This window comes from Bradyrhizobium sp. SZCCT0231, from assembly GCF_018130245.1.
GTDB classification, from domain to species: domain Bacteria; phylum Pseudomonadota; class Alphaproteobacteria; order Rhizobiales; family Xanthobacteraceae; genus Bradyrhizobium; species Bradyrhizobium japonicum_F.
Genome location: NZ_JAFCKP010000006.1, coordinates 278,293 through 300,477, shown reverse-complemented (window position 1 = coordinate 300,477; position 22,185 = coordinate 278,293). Strand labels below are relative to the sequence as shown.

Here is a 22,185-nt window from a genome sequence, read left to right as displayed (position 1 = left end):
ATTGATAGATGATGATATAGTTGAGGCCTGACTGCTGGAGAGGTCTCATGAGTGATTTCCGCGTCGACCACCTGCCCATTGCCGAGCTGAAGCCGAACCCGGCCAACGCCAGGCGGCATTCGCGCAAGCAGCTGCATCAGATCGCGGCCTCGATCCGCGAGTTCGGCTTCAACAGCATCGTTGTGGTGGATGAGGAGGGCATGATCCTGGTCGGTCATGGCCGGGTCGAGGGCGCGCGGATGGCCGGGCTGGAACGGGTGCCGGTGCTGCGGGTCGGCCATTTGACCGCCGCGCAGAAGATCGCGTTCTCGCTCGCCGACAACAAGATCGCGCTGAACTCGGACTGGGACATGGACCAGCTGCGCGAGCTCTGGCGCGAGCTGATGGGGGTCGAGATCAATTTCGATGTGGAGGTGACCGGTTTTGAGACCGCCGAGATCGACCTGTTGGTGGACGGAGAAGCGGCGCGCGAGAAGCCTGACCGAAGCGATCTCGTTCCGGCCGTTCAGTCAGATCCGGTCTCGCGGCTCGGTGATCTCTGGGTGTTGGGAGAGCATCGCCTGCTGTGCGGCGACGCCTGCGATGCCGCCTCCTTCGCCGATGTGATGGATGGCGAACAGGCGCGCCTGGTGTTCACCGACCCGCCCTACAACGTGCCGATCGACGGGCATGTCAGCGGGCTCGGCGCGGTCAAGCACCGCGAATTCAAGATGGCCTCTGGTGAGATGAGCTCTTTGGAGTTTGCCGGCTTCCTGGCTGTGGTGTTCGGCAATATGGCGCAGGCGAGCGTGGATGGCGCCATCCATTTCATCTGCATGGATTGGCGGCATATGGACGAGGTGCTGAAGGCGGCCGGGGGCGTCTACTCCGAGCTGAAGAACCTGTGCGTCTGGAACAAGAGCAACGGCGGCATGGGCTCGTTCTACCGTTCCAAGCATGAGCTGGTGTTCGTCTACAAGGTGGGGCAGGGGGCGCACGTGAACACGATCGAGCTCGGCAAGCACGGCCGCTATCGCACCAATGTCTGGGACTACGCCGGCATCAACGGCTTTAGCGCGAGCCGTGCGAGCGAGCTCGAGATGCACCCGACGGTGAAGCCGACCGCGCTGGTGATCGACGCCATCAAGGATTGTTCGCGTCGCGGCGACATCGTGCTCGACCCCTTCTCCGGATCCGGCACGACCATCATGGCTGCGCAGAAGTGCCGCAGGCGGGCTCGCGCGATTGAGCTCGATCCCCTCTATGTCGACGTCGCCATCCGCCGTTGGCAGACCTATACCGGGCAGGCTGCGACTATGGCGGTAACAGGGGAGACCTTCGCGGAGGTCGAGCAGCGTCGCGGTGATCCCCTTCAGTAGGACGAAATCTCCACAATTGACGGGTGCTGGCTTCGCGCAGCAAACATGTGCTCCGGAGTGTTGCCTGATGCCCCAAAGGCAAGTTGCTGCTTGCAAAATTCGTCGTTTCAGGTGCGTATATCCCGATTGGATAGGCTTGTTCCATGACCCGTTCCACGGTTTTCACCAGCCACCGCACTCAGGCGGTCCGGCTGCCCAAAGCAGTCGCGTTTCCAGCGAGCGTGCATCACGTTGATATTTTGAAGATCGGCCGGAGCCGCCTGATCGTGCCTCAAGGCAAGCGGTGGGACGATCTATTTGGAAGCGGACCAGGCGTCAGCAAGGATTTCATGACGGAGCGCGAGCAGCCTCCAGCCGAGAAGCGTGAGCCGTTTGGATGTTGACCTACATCGACCTGCGCGAGAAGTGCCGTTGAGCGAGCCGCGATCGAGCTCGACCCGCTCTATGTCGATGTCGCCATCAGCCGTTGGCAGGCCTACACGGAACACGCTGCGACTATGGTCGTGACCCGGGACCTTCGCGGACGTCGAGCAGTGCTTCAGTAGGGCTGCCGTTGAGGTTCTCAAACCGGCCCAAGCAAACTAGCGATGTATCAGAGACTTGAATGCGCTGGTTTGTCGGGTAGAAGGTAGAAAATGAGCTTAAACATCAAAAGCCCACAAGCGCATCAGTTGGCGACAGAGCTTGCCCAGCGGACCGGGGAGTCACTTACAGCTGCTGTCACGAACGCTGTTCGTGAGCGGCTGGAGCGGGTTCGCCGCGAGCAAGGCGTAGGCCTATCGGATCGCTTGCTGGCGATCGGCCGGGATTGCATCGACACTTGAAAGAACCGTACCCGCTCGACCGACCACGGCGATCTGCTCTATGACGAGCGCGGACTGCCCCGATGATCATTGCCCCCCTTGGCTCATCCCATCCTGTGCGATGAAGCCGATCCACAGCGCGGCGCATTGCGATCGCTAGTCGTCCGGGGGACCACTTGTTTGGAAGGGCCACGCACCAGCAAGGAATTTCATGGCCGAGCAGCCAGCCCGATGCCAAGCCGCGAGCCTCGATCCTGTTGAACATCCCGCGCCGGCCTCAGGGCGAAACAGCCGATTGATGTTGCAGCAGCGATGGCCCGGTGGGCGCACGCCGAGCGCAACCTCTTGTTTCCGGCCTTGCGAAGCCGTTGAACAATAGCTATCTTTTGTTGAACGTTGGAGATTGCCATGGTTGTGCGGACCCGCACGTCGACAGAGACCGAGGAGCAGATCGCCCTTAAGCGCAACCGGCTTGTGCTTGAGCAGGCGCGCGCCGTCGGGCTGCTCGGTGAGGCCAAGAACACGCGCTTGTCCGGCCGCGTGCCGGCAGGCCTGATCGAAGCTGCTAAGAAACGGGCTCACGTATCTTCTGATACCGAACTTTTGGAGCTCGCCCTGTCGCGTTTGGCGCTCGAAGACGACTTCGGCGCGCGTCTTGTCCGGCGCAAGGGAAGCATCCCGGCAGATATCGATCTTGCCATTTGATCTCCAGGCAGCGTTGCGAAGGCTGAAGCCGCACAAGCGTTCGGAGCGGATAACGCGACGGCCGGATGTCGAGCTTGCCTGGGTATCCGACGAACCGCTGATCGGCGGCGCGCTAATTCTCGATACCAGCGTTTATCTCGACGTCTTGCAGGCACGCACCCCGGTCGCCGTCGATGAATTGCTGACATATCGCGTGTGCCACCACTCGGCCGTCTGCCTTGCCGAGCTAACGCATGTGTTCGGGCGGCTCGATCCGGCTCACCCCTCAACGAGTGCAGTGCTGCAAGCGGTACGAGGTGTGATTGAAGACATTCCGGCGCATCGCTTGCAAGCTCCGGACACCGCAATGTGGGGCGAAGCGGGGATGCTTGCGGGCGAGCTGGTTCGTCTCAGCGGCGCGCCGAAGGGGGCCGGTCATGAGCGGAAATACCTCAACGATGCGCTGATCTATCTTCAGGCGCGCAGTATAGGTGCCAGCGTCCTGACAGGGAATGTCGGCGACTTCGACTTTCTGAACCAGCTTGTTCCCGGGGTTTCGATCATTCTCTATCGGCAGGCGTGAACGATGCCTCCTATCGCGCAAGATGTTCGCGGTACCGCAAGTACTATGGAAAACAAGCAATCAGAAGCATGCTGGTTATTCGCGGGAAGGCAGGGAATGGATAGAGAGGCCGCGATGGCCGTGCTGGTCGCAAAGCGCCGCGCCGAGGCCGGCGGCCGCTATGGTCATTTGCACCTGTATGACGGCGGGAGTTGGAACTTCGACCCGTCAGCCCTGGGGCTTGGGACGGCTGCGATGGCAGGACGCCTCATTCCCCCTTGCGCACACAAGGACGGGCGCCACGGAGATCGACGGCGTCCCTCATACCGGCGATTGGGGTCCGAAGAACGCGGGAGGACCACAAGCGGTCGACGCGATCTGGGCAACTCTTGTTCGTCGCTTCCACGTGCTCGCAGGTTCTGCTCGGGAGTCGTTTGCTGGTCATCGATGTCGATCGATGTGTTGAGATGAAGAGCGCCCAAGCTCGACCAGCGCATGGCGCTTTTCAAGAATGCTCGCATTTGTTGATTACACCGCTGGCCTGAGCTATAAAGAAGTCACCTCGCACCAGAGCTTCGGTTGAGCCCATGTGGGTTTTGCGTGATGCACAAGCCGGGCAAGTAGTGCGTAAATGATGGCGTGACGCCTGATGGGTCCAAATTCCTGCTTGCAGGGATTTGGCAAACCCGGAGGCCACGCCATTTTTGTTTGGGTCAGTGTCCTCCTGAAGTCATCAATCAAGACTCGAGGGGCTCACTATGGCTCGTAATCGTAAGGGACAGTTTGAAAAGGGGACGACTGGCAATCCGAGGGGGCGGCCGCGGAAGCAGCGGCATCCTATCTCGGACGATCAGGTCCGCCGCGACTTCTTCGAAGCCGAGGAGACGCTGGTGCCGATCGTCGTCGGAAATAAGCGCGAGATGGTCCCTGCGCGTGTCGCAATAGACAAGCAGCTGATCTTTAAGGCGGCGACAGGCGATCCGCGCGCTATGGCACAGTATTATAAGCGGAAGGATCGGTTTATCGTCGAGTACGCCAACCAGCAGCTCGAGAATCTGCGCGTCATTGTCGAAAGCGAAGACCGTTTGCGTCAGTTCCCCGAGGACGTCACAGACGAATTTAAGAGGGCACTAAGCCTGCTGAAGCAGACTATAGATCGGCATTATTATCCGATTTAGTCTGATTCGGCGCTAACAGCCGCTTTTGAGCTGATTGCGAGAGGAGTGCATTATTGCACTCCTCTTTTTAGTTTGGCTTGTTCTTGTCACCGGCAAATCCGGCCGACGCTCTCAAATATACCGCCGTTCAACCTTGTGCGGATTTTCGCGCCTGCGTCGAGCCTGCTAGCGCCCTGCTAAGACCTTGTAAGAGCCCTGATCGCCTCCTGTTCAGAGACCTGTTCACGTCGCCGCCGCGCTTCGCTGCCGCCTCGTAAGCTACTCAAAGGTCGCCGTTTTCTCCGGCGTGGCGGCCTGGCCGCGGGATCACGCGGCTTTTTATCAGGCGCATCAGGTCAGGCTCGACAGGCTGGCGATGCAGGCCCGAACCGTCGCGCCCGACGTGGCAATCTTCTCAGCAGCCCAAATGAGAACCGCCGCTACCGTTTGCTCGGCGCGGCGGTTGATGATTGCGGGCGTCTGGGTTGCGGTTAGCCAATCGCTCCGGCGCGTCAGCGCACGTACCAATATCCCCACCAGAGCTGGGACACCGGCCGTGCCTGTGCCTTCATGGCTGCGACTTCTGCGGCGGGGCGAAGCTGGGGGCCATAGATCGCGGGCGGATAAACATTATCCCACAGCACAAGTCCGCCTTGGACGGAGGCCGCCCGTGCCGGGGCAACGGAGAGCTCGGCAGCCGGCGCCATGGATGCCGTCAAGGCGAGGCCGAGAGCGGACAGGGCAATGGATGGAATAGCGGCGCGGAAGTTCATTGGATGAATCCCTCATGAAATGCGACGCGCAATAATGCGACGGGCTCCGGACGGTTGCAAGGGCACGGGCTAACCGGTTGACGCGAAATTTCCCCGTCGTGGAGGTGCTCGGTCTCGCCGACGCACGCCTGCTCGACCGCGATGGGCCTGAACGTCTCAGGCCGCGAGCACGTCTCTCATATATAGAGCGGTCGCCAGATAGAGCGTTCGGTGATCACCGCCGGCCGAGACGAGATGCGGCGGAGGTAGGCAGATCTGGCACGCGCTGCATGCGCAGAAGGGATCAACTTTGAACAATCTTTCAGCGCCCGTGAGTCCTCAAGAACCATGATGTCGACACACTGCTCGCTCTTGATAGGAGTGGTACGATCCAGGACGACTCCCATGACTTCCGCGTTTGTCTCCGCTTTTATTTTTGGTGCTGGCCTCATTCTGGGATACGCGCTGCGCGCCTGGCGCGTCCAACGAAGAATCGTGAACGCATCCTGCGGCCCCTCACGCCGGACGTCCCGGCCCGCTCCCACCTCGACGTTCGGCCACGCCCGACGAGCCTTCTAGGCATCGTCCCACTCGTTGGCGGCATTCCAGCACTGAAACGATGGGACATGATGAAATGAGTGAGCCCAAGAAGGATGCGCCGCGACGCTATATCGTGGACGGTGCCGGACAGCGCGTGCTCGTTGGTTTGACGATCTCGGAAACCATCGAGTTCGAAGCGCTGGACAAGCCGGACACCCGCCCTGGCGCCGACCTGCTTGGGGAGGCGGCTCGCGTCGGTCAGGCCAAGCATGGCGAACGTTGGGTGGAACTCTACGTCAAGCACGAACGAGCCTGGAGCGACTGGATGGCCAAGACGCGTGCGCGGCTGGAGAAGCCGTCTTTGCTCAACTAGAGCATGATAGCACCAAGGGCACTCCATCGTTGCTGCGAATCCATTTCACCCGCCGGTGGCAGGCGTGGGCTCCCTATCACACCGCGAGCATGCGGCTTCCCTGGATGCTCATCAGGGTGAGGTTGCCGGTGGCATAGGCGCCGGTGTCGATGTTGACACGGTTGGCCATGAATTCCGCACTGCGCACCGGCGTATGACCATGGACAATATACTTGCCGAACTGCTCCTCGCTCCGCAGGAATTCCTCGCGAATCCAGAGCAGATCGCGCTCCGTCTGCTCGGCCAATGGAACGCCGGGGCGAACGCCGGCGTGGACGAAAAAGAAGTCTCCGCAACTGAAGCTCAGCCGCAGGTTGTCCAGGAATTCCAGATGCTCGGCCGGCATGGCGCGAATCAAGTCGCGCAGGATCGATGCCGGCTCGTCGCGCTTGAGATCCGGCGGGGCAAGCCCGTAGGACATCAATGTCTGGGTCCCGCCGAAGGCAATCCAGTCCTCGAACAGTGAAGGGTCTTCGAACACCCTCACCAGAAAGGCCTCGTGATTGCCCTTGAGGAAAACCGCATTTCCCCGGCGGCTCCGTTCGACCAGGATGTCGAGGGTGGCGCGGGTATCCGGGCCGCGATCGATGTAATCGCCCATGAAGACTTCGACAGCATAGCGCGGCCGGCTGCAGGCAACGTCGGCGTCGATCACCCGCAGCATGGGCTCGAGCAAATGCGCGCAGCCGTGAATATCCGAGATCGCATAGATGCGGACTCCGTCCGGCAATTGCGGTTTGGGGAGGGACCGGTGTGGTCGCGCGAGAGATTTCATGGCGCTCAATCGATCGGGTGGTCGAAAAAATCCCCAAGTCGTCGGCACCGGAGAGCTTCCATCCAACACGAACAACCCGAGTTCGGTGAGGCCGCAACTTGTTCTCCAACCGGATCATGCCAAAAGAAGGGCGGCATTTTATGCCGACCTTGTTTCGTGGCGGACCGTAGGAACAAGATCGGTCCGCAGGAATTGCATCGCTGCCCCGAAGCGTGCGGCAAGTCTGCATGACTCAGCGGTGAATCTTTGTACGCACCCATAGATAGAAATCCGAAGAGATTCTCGCAGCCGACTCGATGTGCTTTCGGCGGGAGCAACGCAGCGCCTCAAAGTTGAGCGAAGAGACGCATCGAGTGCGGAACTTGATTCAAAATAGGGCAGTCGGTTCGCTCGTATGTCAGCACTGTGACGACATTTTCAGCGCGTCGAATTTCGCCGCGTATTTCAACACGACGCATCGTTCGTGCGCCGCAAAAGTTTTGCGTGCAGCGCCACAATGTCGCTGCGATCAATCAACACTTTCCGTGCGGGGAATTGACGAGTCTTCAGCATCACGATGAGCGTCAGGCACTCTCGATAAGCAGAGGTTCGAATGGCTGTTGCAACTTATGGTTCTGAAAACGCTCATGTGCTGTCATCCGCGCGCGGCAGCGCTCTTCAGAGGCCCTTCCAGATCGTCGTCATCGCTGCTGACTTTCTGTTGATCCTGCTGAGTTATGCTGCCGGCGCTTCGCTGTATGGCATGGCGGTCGCTTCGCCTCCCGACGGCGCATCGGTGGGAGCCGGGTTGTTTGTCGGCGTGGTGTTCGTCGGGATCGCCTATTTCCGCGACGTCTATTCCACGCACCGCCTGCTCAATCTCGTGTGGCAGCTTCGAATGGCGGTGTTTATTTGGCTGACGTCGCTCACGATCCTTGCCGTTGCGGCGTTCCTGCTGAAATCGACCGACAATCTTTCGCGCGGCACCGTCATCGTCTTCGCCGTGATCGGCGGGCTTGGCTTGATCAGCCTCCGCTTCGGCTGGCAGGCCGTGTTCGGCACGAGCTTTGCGCGAAGCCGGTTGGTCGATCGCAAGGTGATCCTGCTCAGCCTGAAGCCGCTCGACTTCACCTCGAGCCGCTTCAAGGATCTGCGGAGAAATGGCTTCGACGTCATGCGCCATTTCGTGCTCGGAGACGACCGGGATGATGGCCAATGGGAGCGACAGATTCGCGACGTCATCCGTCAGTCGCGCTCGGCTGATGTCGACGAGTATCTGCTTGCGATCGACTGGAACGAATTGCCGATGCTGCGCAAGCTGGGGCCGTACCTGCGCGCCGTCCCGCAGCCCATTCGCCTGCTGCCGGACGACCCTGTTGCGGACCTCGTGACCCGTCCCTTCTTGCCGGTCAGCGGAACCGTAGCGGTTGAGATCCAGCGGCCGCCGCTCACGATTCTCGAACGGCTGCAAAAGCGCTGTCTCGACGTCGGCGTCGCTCTGTTCGCGCTCGTGCTGCTGACGCCGCTGCTGCTGACCGTCGCCGTGCTGATCAAGCTGGATTCACCTGGAACCGTCATATTCCGGCAGTCGCGCCGCGGCTTCAACGGCAGGCCATTTGAGATCTGGAAGTTTCGCACCATGACCGTTTCCGAGAACGGCGAAACGATCGCCCAGGCGACCAAGAGGGACGCGCGGGTCACCAAGATCGGGCGCTTCCTGCGCATGACCAGCATTGACGAGCTGCCGCAGCTCTGGAACGTGCTGCGCGGGGACATGTCACTGGTCGGACCGCGTCCGCACGCGCTCGCGCATGACAACTACTACGACGAGCTCATCAGCAAGTACGTCTACCGCCATCACATGAAGCCGGGCCTGACCGGCTGGGCTCAGGTGAACGGATTCAGGGGGGAAACACCGACCATCGATCTGATGGAGAAGCGGGTCGAATATGACGTCTGGTACGTCAGCAACTGGAGCATCTGGCTCGACCTGAAGATCATGGCCCGCACAGCGTCCGCAGTGATGTTCCAGGAAGCCTATTAGTCGCTTGATTTCTCTATTGCCCGGAGCCTTCGACCCGAGGGCTTCAGGTTCCATTGCGCGGCGGCTTGCCGAAGAGCCGCATGATCGCGTCGCGCAGCGCCAGCAGCGGCGGCACGAGCACGAAGAAGGCGCCCATTGCAACGGAGGCGATGACGTGGCGAATCGAGAAGGGCTCGTCCTGCTCGATCTCGCGCCGGCTTGAGTCGATCGGCGCCGGTGAGAGCGTCGTCGCCACAGGCAGCCGAAGCGGCTTGCGTGGGGGAACCACGATCAACACGAAGAGAATGTTGAGCAGAACCCAAATAGTCAAAATCGTAAGGACGATCAGCATCCGAGCTCACCGGAAAACAGCTGCGAGTATGGGCCGAGATTAGCCTCAGGGAACCGAGAAGGAAAGATGCCTAAAGTTTCGGCATTTTGAGGCATCAAGCCCGGATTATCTCGTGTTAACGACAGATGGTTTGCCAATGGCGCTCCGCCTTCGTCAATCCTTGCTTTTGGCTAGAGCAATAACTGCAAGTTGTGGATTCCGGACGAATACGGTGGCCCGGGCGTGCCTGGCACAATCTCCGACCGCCCGACGGGCTCGCGCTGTCTCGTTGCGCGACGGCGCACTCGATCGCCTTTCGCGCGGCAATTCCGCTAATCAAGAATAAGGCCCGCTGCCAAACGGCTGCGGGCCCGAGATCGTCCCAGTTCGGCTAAAGCGCGTCGCCGCGCCTGCGCCTAGGCGTGCTCGACGTAATAGCTGTTGTGGTGCTTGCCCTTGTAGGCCTCGATGCGCTTGAGCATCTTCGGGTTGGCGCGGTTGAGCACGGCGCCGAGCAGCTTCTTCTGGAGGACCTCCGACCCCGAAACCGACTCCTGAAGAGCGCTTCGTGTCGTCTGTCCCCATTCGATGACGTAGACCATGGCATCGATCAGGAGGCTGACGGCCTTGGAGTCCGCCACCGGCATCACCGGGGCAAGATCGATCACGATATACTCATAGTGCTCTCTCAGCACCTTGAGCAGCTCGGCCATCGCCTTCGATCCAATGACGTCGGCCGAATTCACCATGCGGGACGCTACGACGGAGGGGAGGAAATCCAGTCCCGTCTCCTTGCTCCGCTGCACGTGGTAGCCGAGGCTCCCGGGGTCGTTGAGCGCCTCCACAAGTCCGCTCTTGGCGTTGGGCGCGAGCTCTCGCGTCAGCGAGCGCGTGTGCAGGTCGCCGTCGATCAGCACCGTGCGATGCCCCGTGAGGGCGATCAACTGTGCGAAATTCGCGGCGACGGTCGTTTTTCCTTCCTTGGGAAGGGAAGAGACGATGCCGATCACCTTGATCTCGCGGGTCAGGCGCGCAACGTCGATCGATACCTTGATGTTGCGCAACGTCTCGGCAAACCGCGAGAATGGATGATCGACGACATAGCGAGATATATCGGATGCGCCGGTCTTCGCGGCCGGACCGATATCGGGCAGGACGCCGAGGCACTTCACGCCGAGCTCGTCCTCGACCTCGCCGGGGGTCCGCAACACGTCGCTCAGCAGTTCGCGCGCAAATGCGACGCCGAAGCCGAGACAGAGGCCGCCCACCAGGCCGCCAACCAGTGCCAGGACGGTGCGCGGCGAGCTCTTGCGATCCGGCTTGGTGGCGGTGCTGATGAGACGCGACTCGCTGAGCGGGAAGCTCTGATTCTGCGTCGCGCTCTGCAGCTTCTCGAGGAAGTTGTTGTAGAGATTGCGATAGGTGTCGGCAGCACTTTCGAGATCGCGCAGCTTGACCTCGGCCTGGCCGGTGTGGCCGGCTTGGGCAACGAGCTCCTTCACGTTCTTCTCGAGCGAGGCCTCGCGGCTCTTTGCGATCTCATAGTCGCTGCGATAGGCGTCGCCGATCCGACGTAGCTCATCCGCGATGTTCTTGCGCAGCTCCTCCATCTTGTTGGCCAGATTGACCGCCGCAAGGTGAGTCTTGCCGTAGCGCCTGGACCAGTCGGCATATTGGGCCTGGAGGTCGAGATATTGGGCGCGCAGGCGGGTGATGACCGAGTTGTTGAGCGCGTCCGTCACCGTCGGCTGCGCGAGATCCTGGTCGGAGATCGCCTCGATCCGGTCGAGCCGGGCCTTGGCTTCGGCCGTCGCGGCCCGGGCCTGAACCAGCTGGGTATTCAGATCAGACAATTGCTGCTCGGACATCAGGCCGCGGCTGGTTCCGACGATGTTGTGCTCGGCCTTGAAGGTCTGCACAGCGCGATCGCTGGCCGACGCCTGCTCGCTCAGTTCGAGGCTGCGCTGCTGAAGCCACTCGGTGGCCCGCTTGGTGGATTGATATTTGGCCTCGAGAGCGCCGACCAGGTAGGCATTGGCGATGGCGTTGGCGATCTTGGCGGCCTTGTCGGGGCTCCGCGCGCGATAGTTCAGCGACAGAACATAGGTCGTCAGCACGCGCTCGGTCCGCAGGTTCTTCTGAACCTGCTCGACCACCGCATGTTCGATTCGCTCCTGTGACGCCGGCTCGCCGGAGCCGAACAGCGAGGTGATTTTGCCCATGACGAGGGAGAGAAGGCCCGGATTGGAGCCGTTGAACTCCGGATCCTCCGTCAGCTTCAGGCGACGGACGACGGACAGGATCAGGTCGTCCGAGTTGATGACTTCGACCTGGCTGTCGACATAGCCGGTGTCGATCAGGGCGCTGCTGGTGTTGCTGTCCTTGTCCAGCACCTGCGCCTGGCGCGTGTCCATCATGATGCGGGCATTGGCCGTATACATGGGTTGCGCCGTGACCAGATACAGCATCACCAGGGCCAGCGAAGCTCCGACACACGCCGCGATGATCGGCCATTGGCGGCGCAGCACATCGGCCACGCGCTCGAAGCTGAGCACGGCGCCGCCGAATTCGATGCCGAATCGGTGTCCCGACTGGAAATGTTCTCTGGGCTGGTACATTTGCTAATTCGCTGCCTTTGACGATCACTGATCAATTCGGAAGGGGGACGGGCTTGAATGGGTTGGCCAGCTTGGTCTTCCATTCGCCGTCGAGCAGGGCTCCGCCTCGCGCCGGCTGCGCAAGACCCTTGCCTCGCGATTGGGCCTGCTGGGCGCCGGAGTTGTCCTCCCCCTCTGCGGAATAGCCTGCTTGCACGTTGAGATCGCCGATCCGCTGCGCGAAATCCCTGATCTTGCGCGCCGCGTCAGGCTTCGTCGACGTGCACCGCCCTTCGGCAATCCGCAGCGCGCCGCCGATGGCCGACCGATCGCTTGAAGCCGATGCGGAGATGAGCGTCTGCACGGAGGGCAACACCGATGGATTGGTCGCGATGAGAGCCGCGAGCCGATATCTCAGCTTCTCCTTGTCATTACGCAGTCGCTCCAGAAGCGAGGACGGCGACTTCACGAAGGTGTCGAGTTCGAGCTGCGAGGCGCGGTCAGAGAACTCGACGCATTGGGCGCGGCAAGCATCGACGCTCGAAACGATCAGCGCAGAACCTATCAAGACAGTCGGCAGCCATCGCGGCTGTGCATGACGACGTGTTAGTCCGCGGCCCATCCGTGTTCCTTGCTTCTGTTGCAATGGGAGAACACGCGAAACCTGGCAGGTAACTGTGTCATCTTTTTGTGCGGCGCAAAAGCTGGCGCAGATCGTCGACAACGATAACGTCGTCCGGCTTTCCGCCGGTTGCAAAAGCACGACTTACAATGCCTGCGAGATTGGCATGTCGCGCTCATGAATGTTGCAACTTGAAAACATATCAGGCACTCGCAGACCCGCGGGTCGCAAAACCGACACAAGTCACGACGCCCGGTCATTGTTCCCTCCGATAAAAGATTTTCCGCGCAGACAAATCGATGTCGCTGCGGAAAGCCTCCATCGCAACAGCGCCGAATTTCGCGCACACTTTGCGCGCAAATACGCGCAATCATCACATCCTGATCGCCTTGCACGCCGACGCACGCGCGTATCGGATGAAAAGTGGCATGAACTTGGCGCTCGCATGTCCGAATGATCTGCAAGGTTTGAAATTATCGTCGGTCGTCATGCATCGAGTGCGAGTCCGCGATCGCAGAGATTGAACATGCGCGAGACCTGATACACACTGCTGCGGTGCAATAGCTATGGAATGTTGATGTGACGGAGTTGGTTCATCGTGAGAAGGCGCATGTCCTGCCGCTCGACAGCATTCGAGGGATCGCCGCGACTTCGGTGGTGATTCACCACCTTCTGCTGATGCCGACTTTTCTCGCGGCGTTCCCGCACAATGCGTGGATCAACTGCTCGTTCTTCAGAAGCGCTTGGCTGCTGGTCGATTTGTTCTTTGTTCTCAGCGGGATCGTCATGTCGCTCAGCTACGTCGAGGGCGACTTCGGGCGCTTCTCGCTGCGCGAATTCATGGTACGGCGCCTGGCGAGGGTCTATCCGCTGCACATCGTCATGCTGATGGCGAATCTGTTGTTCCGCCTGCTGCGCATCAGCCTGGTGATGGCGGGCGTCGTGGTCGCCGCGCCGGCAGCCTTCGAGGTGAACAACGCCTATTCCTTCGCGCTCAACGTCCTGCTGCTGCACTCCATGGGGTTCATCGACTATCTCAGCTGGAATGCGCCGAGCTGGAGCATCAGCGTCGAGTTCTACACGTATCTGGTGTTTGGTCTGATCATCCTGTTCGCCCAGCGGATGCGTTCCCTGTTGTGGTTCTACGGTCTCTGCGGACTGCTTGCGGTGGGGAGCCTCGTCTTCATCATTTTCGTGCTCGACAAGAGAAGTCTCGGGCTTCAGACCGATTTCGGCATCCTGCGCTGCTTCGTGAGCTTCTTTCTGGGCGTGCTGACGGTGCGGATCGTCGATCGCCTGCCGGCCAGGCCGGGCCCCGCCGTCCAGGGCGTGGTGCAGTTCGTCGCCATGATCGCCAGCATCGTCCTCGTGTCCGTGGCGGAGACCAATCCTGCGGCAACCTTCCTCGCGCCGGTGACGTTCGCGATCTTCCTCGGCAGCTTGCTGGCCTTTCCGGATGCGCTGCTGGTGCCGCGGATGCTGGTGGCCAGGCCGCTTGTCTGGCTCGGACGTCGCTCCTACTCGATCTACATGGTGCATGCGCTCGTGGTGCTGCTGGCCGAGTATTTCGTGCGCGCGCTCGGGGCCGGGCGGATCGCCGCTCTCGATTCGGTCTGGGCCGGTCTGCCGGCCACGCTCAATCTCGTCGTCTCGCTGGCCGCCGTGCTGGCGGTTTCGCACTTCACCTATCTCTACGTCGAGATCCCTGGCGGCAGGTTGATGCGGAACGCTCTCGGGAGCAGGTCCGATTTCTCGGCTTCCCCGGCGCCATCGGCGCGGCCGACGAACTGAGCCGGGTATGACCATCCTCGCGCTGAACCGGCCGAAGATCACGCTGATCAGTCTCAATATCGAGGCGATCGCGCTCGGCGTCTATCTGGTCCGTGACGCCTTCGGCGGCGTGATCCGCTATTATACCAGCATCTATCACGTGGACACGCTCTGGTACCTGCCCGACGCCGTTGCGCTTCTGTGCCTCGTCCAGTTCTTCGTCCATTGCATCCTGCGCAATCGCAGCACGCTGGCCCTGCTCGTGCTCGTGCAGATCATGCTGTCGCTCGTGCTCGGCTACTTCATGATGGGCACGATGAACGCGGCGATCTCGTCCTTCAAGATGATGTTGCCTGTATTCGTCGGCTTCTGCTTCTGCGATTCGAGCCTCGGCTCGTATCGCAAGCTACTGTCGGTCATCGCGGTGACCTTCTATCTGTCCGTGATCGGCGTCTTCCTGACGAAATTCTACCTGATGCCCTGGGTGGGCTACAAATACGAGTCCTTCGGCGCGGTGCGCGAGGCCGGCCGGTTGTGGTGGGCCTATGGCGGCGACGACCAGCGCCTCATGGGCTTTGCGGCCGACAACACCATGGCCGCCTTCTTCATCCTCGTATCGTTCGCGATCACCTCCATTCGCATGAGCACGACATGGTGCCTCCTGCTCGGTTCCATCGCGATTTATGCCATCAAGCTGACCACGAGCAAGACGACCATGATCGTCCTCGTGCTCTACCTGGTCTTGCTGGTGTTCGTGCGGATGCTGCCGGAGAAATCGCGCTTCCCCGCGATCCGATCGATCGCGCAGTGGTCCTTCGTCGCGATCTTCGTGCCGTTCTTCATGATCGTGGTCGCTTCCGGTACCGCCGCGGTGCCGCACTCGACCTTGTTCAGCATTGTCGATCGCATCAACAACAGCTGGCAGTTGCCGTTCGTCTACATGAACCAGCTCATGCCGATCGGCTTGGTGACCGGCTGCGGCGCGGGCTGCTTCAACTATCCGCAGAAACTGTTCTCGCCGCTCGCGCATTTCTGGGTTCCCGTCGACAATTTCTACATCGGGACGTACCTGATGTTCGGCCTGCCGTTCGTGGCGTTCATGGTGATGGTGTTCCGGGCGACATTCGGTGCGACCGACGTGTACAAGCTGACGCTGCTCTTCGTCGTTAACCTGTTCACGATCACGGTGCTGAACTACGGCCCGGCATCCGGCCTGCTGATCATCGCATTGAGCTTCAGCGAGGTGTTCTCTCGGCGCGCTACCTCCGCGCGGGGGACCGACGCCGTGCCAATCGTCATGCGGCCGCCGATGCGACCATTGGAAGACTTCCGCCCGGATCTACCGGCGGCGAGCGGGAGCAGGTGAGAACGAACGATGCATAGACGGCTCGCATTCATCGATACGCTGCGCGGCATTGCCGTGTTGTCGGTCCTGGTCCAGCATGTGTTCGAGGTGATCGTCGAAAAGCACCCGACGGGCGCCTATTACTGGCCTATACATGACGTGTTCGGTTACTACATGAACTTTGGCCGGTTCGGCGTCGTGTTGTTCTTCTTCGTCAGCGGCTTCGTCATTCCGTTCAGCTTCCCGGACAGCACCACGCCCGTGCGGGATTTCACGATCAGCCGCTTCTTCCGGCTCTATCCAGCCTACTGGACGTCGCTCCTGGTCGGGCTCGTGACGATGCAGCTGCTGGAGTCGAAGGTCTATCCGCTGGGGCAGGTCGCCGCGAACGTGACGATGTTGCAGACTTTCGTGAACGTCCCGAACCTCTGGGTGTTCTACTGGACGCTGGCGATCGAGCTGCTGTTCTACGTCGGATGCACGATCCTCTTTGCGATGGGGCTGCTGAACCAGCGTTTCACGGCGGTGACGATCGTCGTTGCGGCCGCGCTGGTCGGAACCACCGCTGCGCTCCTGGTCGAGAACAGGACCGTTTCCTCGGTGATGGAGGTCGGGTTGAACCTGTCGGCCATGTTCCTGGGCAAGATCATCCGCGACACCGTCATTGGCGGCAAGCTGCGATGGACCCATGTGGCCGTCTGCACGCTGCTGTATGCGGTCTTCGCCGCCACGCTGTCCGACCGGCGTTTCGGAGGCGTGTATCACGAGAACTTCTTCTACAGCTATTCGATCGGATCGGCTTATGTCTGCGCAGCGCTGGTCTTCATCGCCTTTGCCGTGTTCGGCGAGCGAATGGCGTGGCGCCCGATGGCGTTCGTCGGCGTGGTCAGCTATTCGGTCTACCTGATGTCGCCGTTCGTGATCGTCGTCATCCATCGCCTTTTTTGGTTCGGCGACGGGCCGCTGGGATGGTCGATCTTCATGGTCGTGATCCTGGCGTTGTCGATCCTGGTCAGCTGGATGACCTACGCCTTCGTCGAGAAGCCCTGCATTTCCTTCGGGCAAAGGTTCCGCTCGGCGCGAAGAAGGCCGGTCGTTCTCGAGCCCGCCCTCAGCACGCAGGGTGCCGCAGAGTGATCAAGACACCGCACCAGCCGGGCGCCGCCTATGATGGATCGTTCGTTCCTTCGGTCCAGGGCCTTCGCGGCATCGCGGCACTGAGCGTGCTGATGGACCATTTCTACGACATGCCGAAGGCAGGCATGTACGACATCCCGGATCCCGGCTTCCTGCCGCCGCTCTGGTCCTGGCTGCAATCGGTGATCAATGTCGGCGGGCACGGCGTCGAGCTGTTCTTCATGATCAGCGGATTCCTGATCCCGGCGAGCCTGGTGCGGCATGGGTCACTGTCGCGGTTCTTCTTCGACCGCGTCCTGCGCATCATGCCGGTATTCGTCGTCCTGCACCTTGCGCTGTTTGCGATCGGTCCGATCGTGGCCTACAAGTTCTTCCGCGGGATCGATCTGACCAGCTATATCGCAATCTTTGCGGCCAATCTGTTCTTCGTGCAGGATGCGCTCGGCCTGCCCATCGCCCAGCAGAACGCCTGGACATTGACCTATGAGTGGGCGTTCTACATCTGGTTTGCGCTGACGTTCTCGATGTGGCGCACCGGGGGCAGGCTGCTGGCGGCGCCTCTGATCCTGCTGGGTATCGCCTGCCTGATGCATTGGCCGATCACGGCATTCTTCTGCATCGGTATGCTGTTCAGCGCCATTGGATTCCGCATCTCGATTCCGGGACGCGTCGGCTTGCTCGCAGGCCTGGCTTGCGGAGCTGCGCTGTATGCGAGCCTGGTGCTGTTTCATCCGTTCGTGGGGCTCGTTCCCGGATTTCTGCTGTTCGGCATGGTGCTTGCCCCGGAATCAGGCCTCGGGAGGGCTCTGAGTACGCCGGCCCTGCAATATGTCGGCAAGATCAGCTACAGCCTCTATCTCGTGCATCCCTTCGTGCTCTTCCCCTTGCAGGTGCTCGGCCTGAAGCTGGTCGCCGCCGGCGTCGACCGCTGGCTGCTGTGGGCCGCCTTCATCGGGCTCGGGCTGGTGATGTCGTTGGTGGCAAGCGCGATCAGCTATGAATTGATCGAAGTCAGGCTGAGGCGATTGCTGGACGGCGCGATCCGCGGCCTGTTCTTTCGGCCGCAGATCGAGCAATCGGTTTGAGGGGCCGCCTGTCGTGGTCAGCTCACGGTGCGACCGGCGAGCCGGTGATACGATCCGAGTAGCTGCTCGGCGATGCGGTCCCAGTTCAAGAGGCCGGCCGCGGTCTGCCGTGCGCCTTCGGTCAATGTCGCGGCCAGAGGCTTGGAGGTCAGCACGCGTTCGAGCGCATCGGCCAATGCCGTGGCGTCGCCGGGAGGGACCAGCAGCCCGTTGACGCCGTCGGTCACGACGTCGGGAATGCCGCCGGTGGCACTGGCGACGACGGGCCGCGAATTGCCATAGGCGGATGCAAGCACGCCGCTCTGCGTAGCATCTTTATAGGGCAGGGCGACCACGGTCGCGGATTGAAACAGTCGGCCGGTATCGGCAGGCGAAATGTAGGCGTTGATGGTCTTGACCGTCGGCATCGCCTCCATCCGCGCTCCGAGCCGCGTCATCTCGGGGCCGCGGCCGGCGACGATCGCCTCGTGCGCCACGCCGCGCCCGGCCAGGATATCGATCGCATCGATGAAGACGTCGAGCCCCTTGTAAGCCCACATCCGTCCAAAAAACAGGATGCGTGCGGCTTCGGGCGCGGTGGCCGCACGTCCGGCTGGTGGAACCATGAGCACGCCGTGCATGCTGGAGAGCGTTTCGCCCTTGAAGTCGGGCGAGGCGCGGCGAAAATCGGCGATACAGCTCTCGCCATGCGTGGTGACCACCGACGCGGCTGCGCGCATGCGCCCGCGCCAGGCATCTTCGCGTGGCGAGGTGCCGGAGCCGCCTTCCGAATGCGGAATCGCATCGTGAACCGTCAGCGCCAGCGGAATGCCGAGCGGACGGAGCAGCTGGATCAGCTTGGACGTGTAGATCTCCGGAACTTCGTGACAGTGAAGCACGTCCGGACGAAACGATATTATGTCGAGGAAGGATGCGGGGATGCCGATCGCGCCGCCGCGGCGCAGGCTCAGGTCGCGGATCCGCGTCTCGAACGGCGCCGCCACCGCGATATCGGCCAGTTCCCATTGCTGGTTCGCATCCTTGCGGTTGAGCACGAGGCGTACGTCGCAATGATGCGCCAATCCCGATGCGAGCCGGTAGGAATATTCCGCAAAATGCGGTGCGTAGATGGCCACACGCAAGCGCCTGGAGTTACGGAGAGAACGCTGAGCGGGCGAATTCATCAAGGCATCCATTTTGCATCACTTCGCAAAGGTTGATTGGAGTGTAGTCCACGATTTGAACTCACTTCCACTCTAAATCGGAATCGTGACGGCACTCATCTGATTGCCATCACTCCGTCGTAATGTAGCGAGCATTCAGTGCTCCGCCGTGATCGGAGATGGTGACGTCGCGGCAGCATCGCATGCCACGTCATCTAGTCTGCGATTGTGGTCGGATCTGTCGAAATTGGGTCGAATTGTTGATGAACGCCACGCAGGGCAAACAACATCAGGTCGTGGTTGCCTTGTTCTGGTCGCTTGCCCAGAATTGGGGCGGCCGGGCGCTGTCGTTCATCCTGTTCCTGGTGCTGGCACGGCTGCTCGATCCCGCGGATTTCGGTCTGGCGGCGTTGGTCGCCTTCATTCTGTTGCTCTTGAGCTCGATCGCGGAATTCGGCTTCGGTGATGCGTTGATCCAGCGGCGCACGCTCGAGCCTGCCGATGTCACGCTGCCCTTCTTCTGCTCGTTTGCAGCTTCCACGATCCTGGCGGTTCTGATTGCTGTCCTGGCGACGGATATCGAACATTGGCTCGACGTGAAAGGGCTCGCGCCGCTGTTGACGGCTGCGTCCCTCTCCCTCCCGATCGGCACCGCGACCCTGTTCCAGGAGGCGCTTTACAAGCGTCAGATGGATTTTCGCGTGCTCGCGGTCAGGACCATGGTCGCGACGGCCGTCTCCGGTGTCGTGGGAATTGCCTGCGCCTATGCCGGATTCGGCGCGCTCAGCCTCGTGATCCAGGTGGTCGTTCAGAGCGCGGTCAGCGGTTTGTGGCTCTGGAGCCAGCCGCGGTGGCTGCCGATGCGCGGCTACGATTCCAGAAGCTTTCGCGAGCTCTCCGGCTATAGCGTCCATGTCGTGCTGAACCGGCTGCTGGATTTCGCCATCGTTCGCACCATCGACATGATCATCCTGTCGCTCTACGGCGTCGCAGCCCTCGGCATCTACACAGTCGGTGCGCGGGTTTACATCATCCTGATGCAGCTGCTCACCCAGGCGGTCATGGACGTCGCGTTGAGCGCGCTGTCCAAGATCGCTCACGAGCGCGACCGTATCGCCGGCGCTTACTTGCGTAGCGTCAGTCTCGGCGCGCTGGTCGGCTCTCCCATCTTCGTGCTGCTTGCGGCGATTGCGCCGGAGTTTTCCCTGCTGCTGTTCGGCGCGAAGTGGAGCGGCAGCGAAGCGGTGATGCGGCCGCTGATGCTCATTGGCGCGATCCAGACGGTGCAATTCGTCAACAGCGCCTATTTCGGCGCGCTGGGTAAGCCGAATTACGTCTTTGGGCTGAACATCCTCAAATTCTGCGCGGTCGTGCCCGCAATGTTCCTGCTTCCGTCGCGCGACATTGGTCAGCTGGCGACGATATTCGCGTTCGCACAGCTTGTGGTGACGCCCGTGACGTTTGCGCTGGCGCTGCGGTTGCTGGGCCTGAGCTGGAGCCAGTTTCTGCGTCCCATCGCAGGCTGCCTTTGCGCGATTGTGCTGGCCTACGGCGCAGTCGTGCTGTGCCGCGCGGCGACGCCGGACATCAACCCGTATTTGCGGATGGGGCTGCTGTCGTCATGTTTCGGCGCGGTCTATCTGATGAGCATCCTGCTGTTCTGGCGGAAGCAGCTGTTCTCGCTGATCGATTTCGTCGTGAAGCGCGGTGCGACCGCCTGAGGAAGACGAGGAGGACGATTTGAAGCAATTGATCCCGGTGCCCGTGCGCAGGCAGCTCCGAGGCTGGCTCAACAGCGCGAAGAACACGCCCTTCGCGGTCGATCTCCTCGAGCTGCGCAGGTGGCAGATCGCCAGGAAGGGTATCGGCGTCAATGTGGCGCCGCGCAACGATCCGCGCCGGCTCGTCCTGTTGCCGTCGGACCCCTGGAGCATTCATCAGTCACGCGGCGATGAGGCGATGATCGAAGCTGCTGCCGGCGAGATGAAGCGGGTCTATCCCGATCTCGAGATCTACATCGTCACCGCCACCAGCGCGGCGAGCGCGGACGTGCGCGCCATGGGTTTCAAGCCGCTCGAGATCTGGAAGCAGCCGTTTTCCTATGAGACGGTCGCGCAGGAGCTCTCGATCACCCGGCCGGATTTCGGCGTGATCCTGGGGGCCGACGTGCTCGACGGCTACTATTCTCCGGTGGATGCCGCGCGCATGCTGCTGGTTGCCGATCTGATGGCGGCGTTCGGCGCCAAGGTCAGCGTGCTCGGCTTCAGTTTCAACTCCCGTCCCGCGAAGGCACTGCGCGAGGTGTTCCGGCTGCTCGATCCGGGCGTGGTCCTGAATCTGCGCGATGCGATATCCCTCCAGCGTTTCGACGACTTTGCCCGGAAACGCGCGCGTCTGGTCGCCGACGCGGCGTTCATGCTGACGCCGCGCGCCGACACTGCGGCCGTGAAGCAGATCGCGGTCAGGATCGCGCAGCAACGCGAGCAGGGCCGCAAGGTCTTCGTCTTCAACATCCATCCGATGCTGTTCAAGAAGCCGGAGCCCGCCAAGCTGGAGCGGATGATAGAGCTTGCGGCGGATGCCATGGCGCGTCTGTCACGGCAGCATGATGCAAGCTGGTTGCTGCTCGCACATGACTACCGTCCCGGCATCGCCGACGACAATTGCCTGCGGCCGCTGGCCGCCCGACTTCAGCCCGCGCTCGGGGAGCACGTGCACCATGTCGAACAGGTTCTATCAGCGGGCGAGATCAAGGCCGTTGTCGGTCTGGTCGACGGCGTGATCACCGGCCGCATGCATCTGGCGATTGCGGCGCTGGGGCAGGGCACGCCCGTGGCGGCGATCACCTACCAGGACAAGTTCCAGGGCCTGTTCGCGCATTTCGGCATCAGCGAGCAGCTGCTGCTCTCGCCGGCTCAGTTCCTCGTCGGGGACAGCTTCGAGGCGTTTCTGCTGCACTTCCTCGGCGCGTACCGGGCCGCTGGCGAGCAGGTCCGTCAGATGCTGCCTGATGTCATGGACTTGTCCCGTGCCAATGTCGCTCCCTTGCTGGACGATGGCGCGCCGCGGATCGTGCCGGAGGCCGGCGGCAAGGTCGCCTGAACTCTCCGA

General features: G+C 61.4%; 20 protein-coding genes. 14 read left to right on the top strand and 6 right to left on the bottom strand.

Annotated features, from left to right (window positions below):
* The first annotated feature begins 47 nt into the window (after positions 1–47).
* The 6 genes from JQ566_RS18075 to JQ566_RS18050 all read left to right on the top strand — a co-directional run bounded on the left by JQ566_RS18075 (position 48) and on the right by JQ566_RS18050 (position 4,585).
* Positions 48–1,358, top strand: a complete 1,311-nt coding sequence (locus JQ566_RS18075) for a site-specific DNA-methyltransferase (RefSeq protein WP_212374063.1) — start codon at positions 48–50, stop codon at positions 1,356–1,358.
* 143 nt (positions 1,359–1,501) lie between these two features.
* The gene (gene vapB / locus JQ566_RS18070; RefSeq protein WP_212374061.1) at positions 1,502–1,741 is read left to right on the top strand and encodes a type II toxin-antitoxin system VapB family antitoxin; all 240 of its coding nucleotides are present in this window, start codon (positions 1,502–1,504) and stop codon (positions 1,739–1,741) included.
* A gap of 252 nt (positions 1,742–1,993) precedes the next feature.
* On the top strand, positions 1,994–2,182 hold the full coding sequence (locus tag JQ566_RS18065) for a type II toxin-antitoxin system VapB family antitoxin (protein ID WP_212374059.1): 189 nt from the start codon (positions 1,994–1,996) through the stop codon (positions 2,180–2,182).
* A gap of 387 nt (positions 2,183–2,569) precedes the next feature.
* A complete protein-coding gene (locus tag JQ566_RS18060) occupies positions 2,570–2,866 on the top strand; it encodes a hypothetical protein (protein WP_212374057.1) in 297 nt (98 codons plus the stop codon).
* Entirely contained in the window at positions 2,856–3,428 is a 573-nt protein-coding gene (locus JQ566_RS18055) for a type II toxin-antitoxin system VapC family toxin (protein WP_212374055.1), read from the top strand. Before JQ566_RS18060 ends, JQ566_RS18055 begins: the two co-directional genes overlap by 11 nt.
* A gap of 737 nt (positions 3,429–4,165) precedes the next feature.
* Positions 4,166–4,585: a DUF5681 domain-containing protein gene (locus tag JQ566_RS18050; protein WP_212374054.1), complete on the top strand. Its 420-nt coding sequence runs from the start codon at positions 4,166–4,168 to the stop codon at positions 4,583–4,585.
* A 491-nt stretch (positions 4,586–5,076) separates the two neighbouring features.
* Here the strand turns inward: JQ566_RS18050 and JQ566_RS18045 are convergent, their stop codons facing one another.
* Positions 5,077–5,337 (bottom strand): hypothetical protein, encoded by a 261-nt coding sequence (locus JQ566_RS18045; protein ID WP_212374052.1) that lies wholly within the window; start codon positions 5,335–5,337, stop codon positions 5,077–5,079.
* Positions 5,338–5,950: 613 nt separating this feature from the next.
* Here JQ566_RS18045 and JQ566_RS18040 point away from each other — a divergent pair.
* Positions 5,951–6,229 carry a hypothetical protein gene (locus JQ566_RS18040; protein WP_212374050.1) on the top strand — a complete coding sequence of 93 codons (279 nt, stop codon included), beginning with the start codon at positions 5,951–5,953 and terminating at the stop codon, positions 6,227–6,229.
* A gap of 76 nt (positions 6,230–6,305) precedes the next feature.
* Here the strand turns inward: JQ566_RS18040 and JQ566_RS18035 are convergent, their stop codons facing one another.
* Entirely contained in the window at positions 6,306–7,043 is a 738-nt protein-coding gene (locus tag JQ566_RS18035) for a metallophosphoesterase family protein (protein WP_212374048.1), read from the bottom strand.
* A gap of 592 nt (positions 7,044–7,635) precedes the next feature.
* Between JQ566_RS18035 and JQ566_RS18030 the strand changes: the two genes are divergently transcribed.
* Entirely contained in the window at positions 7,636–9,066 is a 1,431-nt protein-coding gene (locus tag JQ566_RS18030; protein WP_212374046.1) for an undecaprenyl-phosphate glucose phosphotransferase, read from the top strand.
* A gap of 43 nt (positions 9,067–9,109) precedes the next feature.
* On the opposite strand, the gene JQ566_RS18025 is transcribed toward JQ566_RS18030, so the two are convergent.
* The 3 genes from JQ566_RS18025 to JQ566_RS18015 form a co-directional block, all read right to left on the bottom strand.
* A complete protein-coding gene (locus JQ566_RS18025; protein WP_212374044.1) occupies positions 9,110–9,397 on the bottom strand; it encodes a hypothetical protein in 288 nt (95 codons plus the stop codon).
* Between the two features lie 395 nt (positions 9,398–9,792).
* Entirely contained in the window at positions 9,793–11,994 is a 2,202-nt protein-coding gene (locus JQ566_RS18020) for a Wzz/FepE/Etk N-terminal domain-containing protein (RefSeq protein ID WP_212374042.1), read from the bottom strand.
* A 31-nt stretch (positions 11,995–12,025) separates the two neighbouring features.
* A complete protein-coding gene (locus JQ566_RS18015) occupies positions 12,026–12,697 on the bottom strand; it encodes a hypothetical protein (protein ID WP_249139531.1) in 672 nt (223 codons plus the stop codon).
* Positions 12,698–13,174: 477 nt separating this feature from the next.
* Here JQ566_RS18015 and JQ566_RS18010 point away from each other — a divergent pair, with 477 nt between their 5' ends.
* From JQ566_RS18010 to JQ566_RS17995, 4 genes are read left to right on the top strand one after another with little or no spacing between them, the layout of a single operon-like run.
* Positions 13,175–14,386 carry an acyltransferase family protein gene (locus JQ566_RS18010; protein ID WP_349643334.1) on the top strand — a complete coding sequence of 404 codons (1,212 nt, stop codon included), beginning with the start codon at positions 13,175–13,177 and terminating at the stop codon, positions 14,384–14,386.
* A 7-nt stretch (positions 14,387–14,393) separates the two neighbouring features.
* Positions 14,394–15,731 (top strand): hypothetical protein, encoded by a 1,338-nt coding sequence (locus tag JQ566_RS18005; protein ID WP_212374040.1) that lies wholly within the window; start codon positions 14,394–14,396, stop codon positions 15,729–15,731.
* A gap of 9 nt (positions 15,732–15,740) precedes the next feature.
* Positions 15,741–16,847 carry an acyltransferase family protein gene (locus JQ566_RS18000; protein WP_212374038.1) on the top strand — a complete coding sequence of 369 codons (1,107 nt, stop codon included), beginning with the start codon at positions 15,741–15,743 and terminating at the stop codon, positions 16,845–16,847.
* Positions 16,844–17,932 carry an acyltransferase family protein gene (locus tag JQ566_RS17995; protein WP_212374036.1) on the top strand — a complete coding sequence of 363 codons (1,089 nt, stop codon included), beginning with the start codon at positions 16,844–16,846 and terminating at the stop codon, positions 17,930–17,932. Before JQ566_RS18000 ends, JQ566_RS17995 begins: the two co-directional genes overlap by 4 nt.
* 17 nt (positions 17,933–17,949) lie before the next feature.
* Here the strand turns inward: JQ566_RS17995 and JQ566_RS17990 are convergent, their stop codons facing one another.
* Positions 17,950–19,047 (bottom strand): glycosyltransferase family 4 protein, encoded by a 1,098-nt coding sequence (locus JQ566_RS17990; RefSeq protein WP_349643333.1) that lies wholly within the window; start codon positions 19,045–19,047, stop codon positions 17,950–17,952.
* A 290-nt stretch (positions 19,048–19,337) separates the two neighbouring features.
* On the opposite strand from JQ566_RS17990, the gene JQ566_RS17985 reads away from it, so the two are divergent.
* Together JQ566_RS17985 and JQ566_RS17980 are read left to right on the top strand one after the other, a co-directional pair.
* On the top strand, positions 19,338–20,795 hold the full coding sequence (locus JQ566_RS17985; RefSeq protein ID WP_212374033.1) for a lipopolysaccharide biosynthesis protein: 1,458 nt from the start codon (positions 19,338–19,340) through the stop codon (positions 20,793–20,795).
* 19 nt (positions 20,796–20,814) lie between these two features.
* Positions 20,815–22,176: a polysaccharide pyruvyl transferase family protein gene (locus tag JQ566_RS17980; RefSeq protein ID WP_249139529.1), complete on the top strand. Its 1,362-nt coding sequence runs from the start codon at positions 20,815–20,817 to the stop codon at positions 22,174–22,176.
* The last annotated feature ends 9 nt before the right edge of the window (positions 22,177–22,185 follow it).

Excerpts from the sequence above, each read along its gene's own strand:
- JQ566_RS18075 (WP_212374063.1), top strand. The coding sequence starts at position 48 with ATGAGTGATTTCCGCGTCGACCACCTGCCCATTGCCGAGCTGAAGCCG.
- vapB (WP_212374061.1), top strand. The coding sequence starts at position 1,502 with ATGACCCGTTCCACGGTTTTCACCAGCCACCGCACTCAGGCGGTCCGG.
- JQ566_RS18065 (WP_212374059.1), top strand. The coding sequence starts at position 1,994 with ATGAGCTTAAACATCAAAAGCCCACAAGCGCATCAGTTGGCGACAGAG.
- JQ566_RS18060 (WP_212374057.1), top strand. The coding sequence starts at position 2,570 with ATGGTTGTGCGGACCCGCACGTCGACAGAGACCGAGGAGCAGATCGCC.
- JQ566_RS18050 (WP_212374054.1), top strand. The coding sequence starts at position 4,166 with ATGGCTCGTAATCGTAAGGGACAGTTTGAAAAGGGGACGACTGGCAAT.
- JQ566_RS18045 (WP_212374052.1), bottom strand. The coding sequence starts at position 5,337 with ATGAACTTCCGCGCCGCTATTCCATCCATTGCCCTGTCCGCTCTCGGC.
- JQ566_RS18040 (WP_212374050.1), top strand. The coding sequence starts at position 5,951 with ATGAGTGAGCCCAAGAAGGATGCGCCGCGACGCTATATCGTGGACGGT.
- JQ566_RS18035 (WP_212374048.1), bottom strand. The coding sequence starts at position 7,043 with ATGAAATCTCTCGCGCGACCACACCGGTCCCTCCCCAAACCGCAATTG.
- JQ566_RS18030 (WP_212374046.1), top strand. The coding sequence starts at position 7,636 with ATGGCTGTTGCAACTTATGGTTCTGAAAACGCTCATGTGCTGTCATCC.
- JQ566_RS18025 (WP_212374044.1), bottom strand. The coding sequence starts at position 9,397 with ATGCTGATCGTCCTTACGATTTTGACTATTTGGGTTCTGCTCAACATT.
- JQ566_RS18020 (WP_212374042.1), bottom strand. The coding sequence starts at position 11,994 with ATGTACCAGCCCAGAGAACATTTCCAGTCGGGACACCGATTCGGCATC.
- JQ566_RS18005 (WP_212374040.1), top strand. The coding sequence starts at position 14,394 with ATGACCATCCTCGCGCTGAACCGGCCGAAGATCACGCTGATCAGTCTC.
- JQ566_RS18000 (WP_212374038.1), top strand. The coding sequence starts at position 15,741 with ATGCATAGACGGCTCGCATTCATCGATACGCTGCGCGGCATTGCCGTG.
- JQ566_RS17985 (WP_212374033.1), top strand. The coding sequence starts at position 19,338 with ATGAACGCCACGCAGGGCAAACAACATCAGGTCGTGGTTGCCTTGTTC.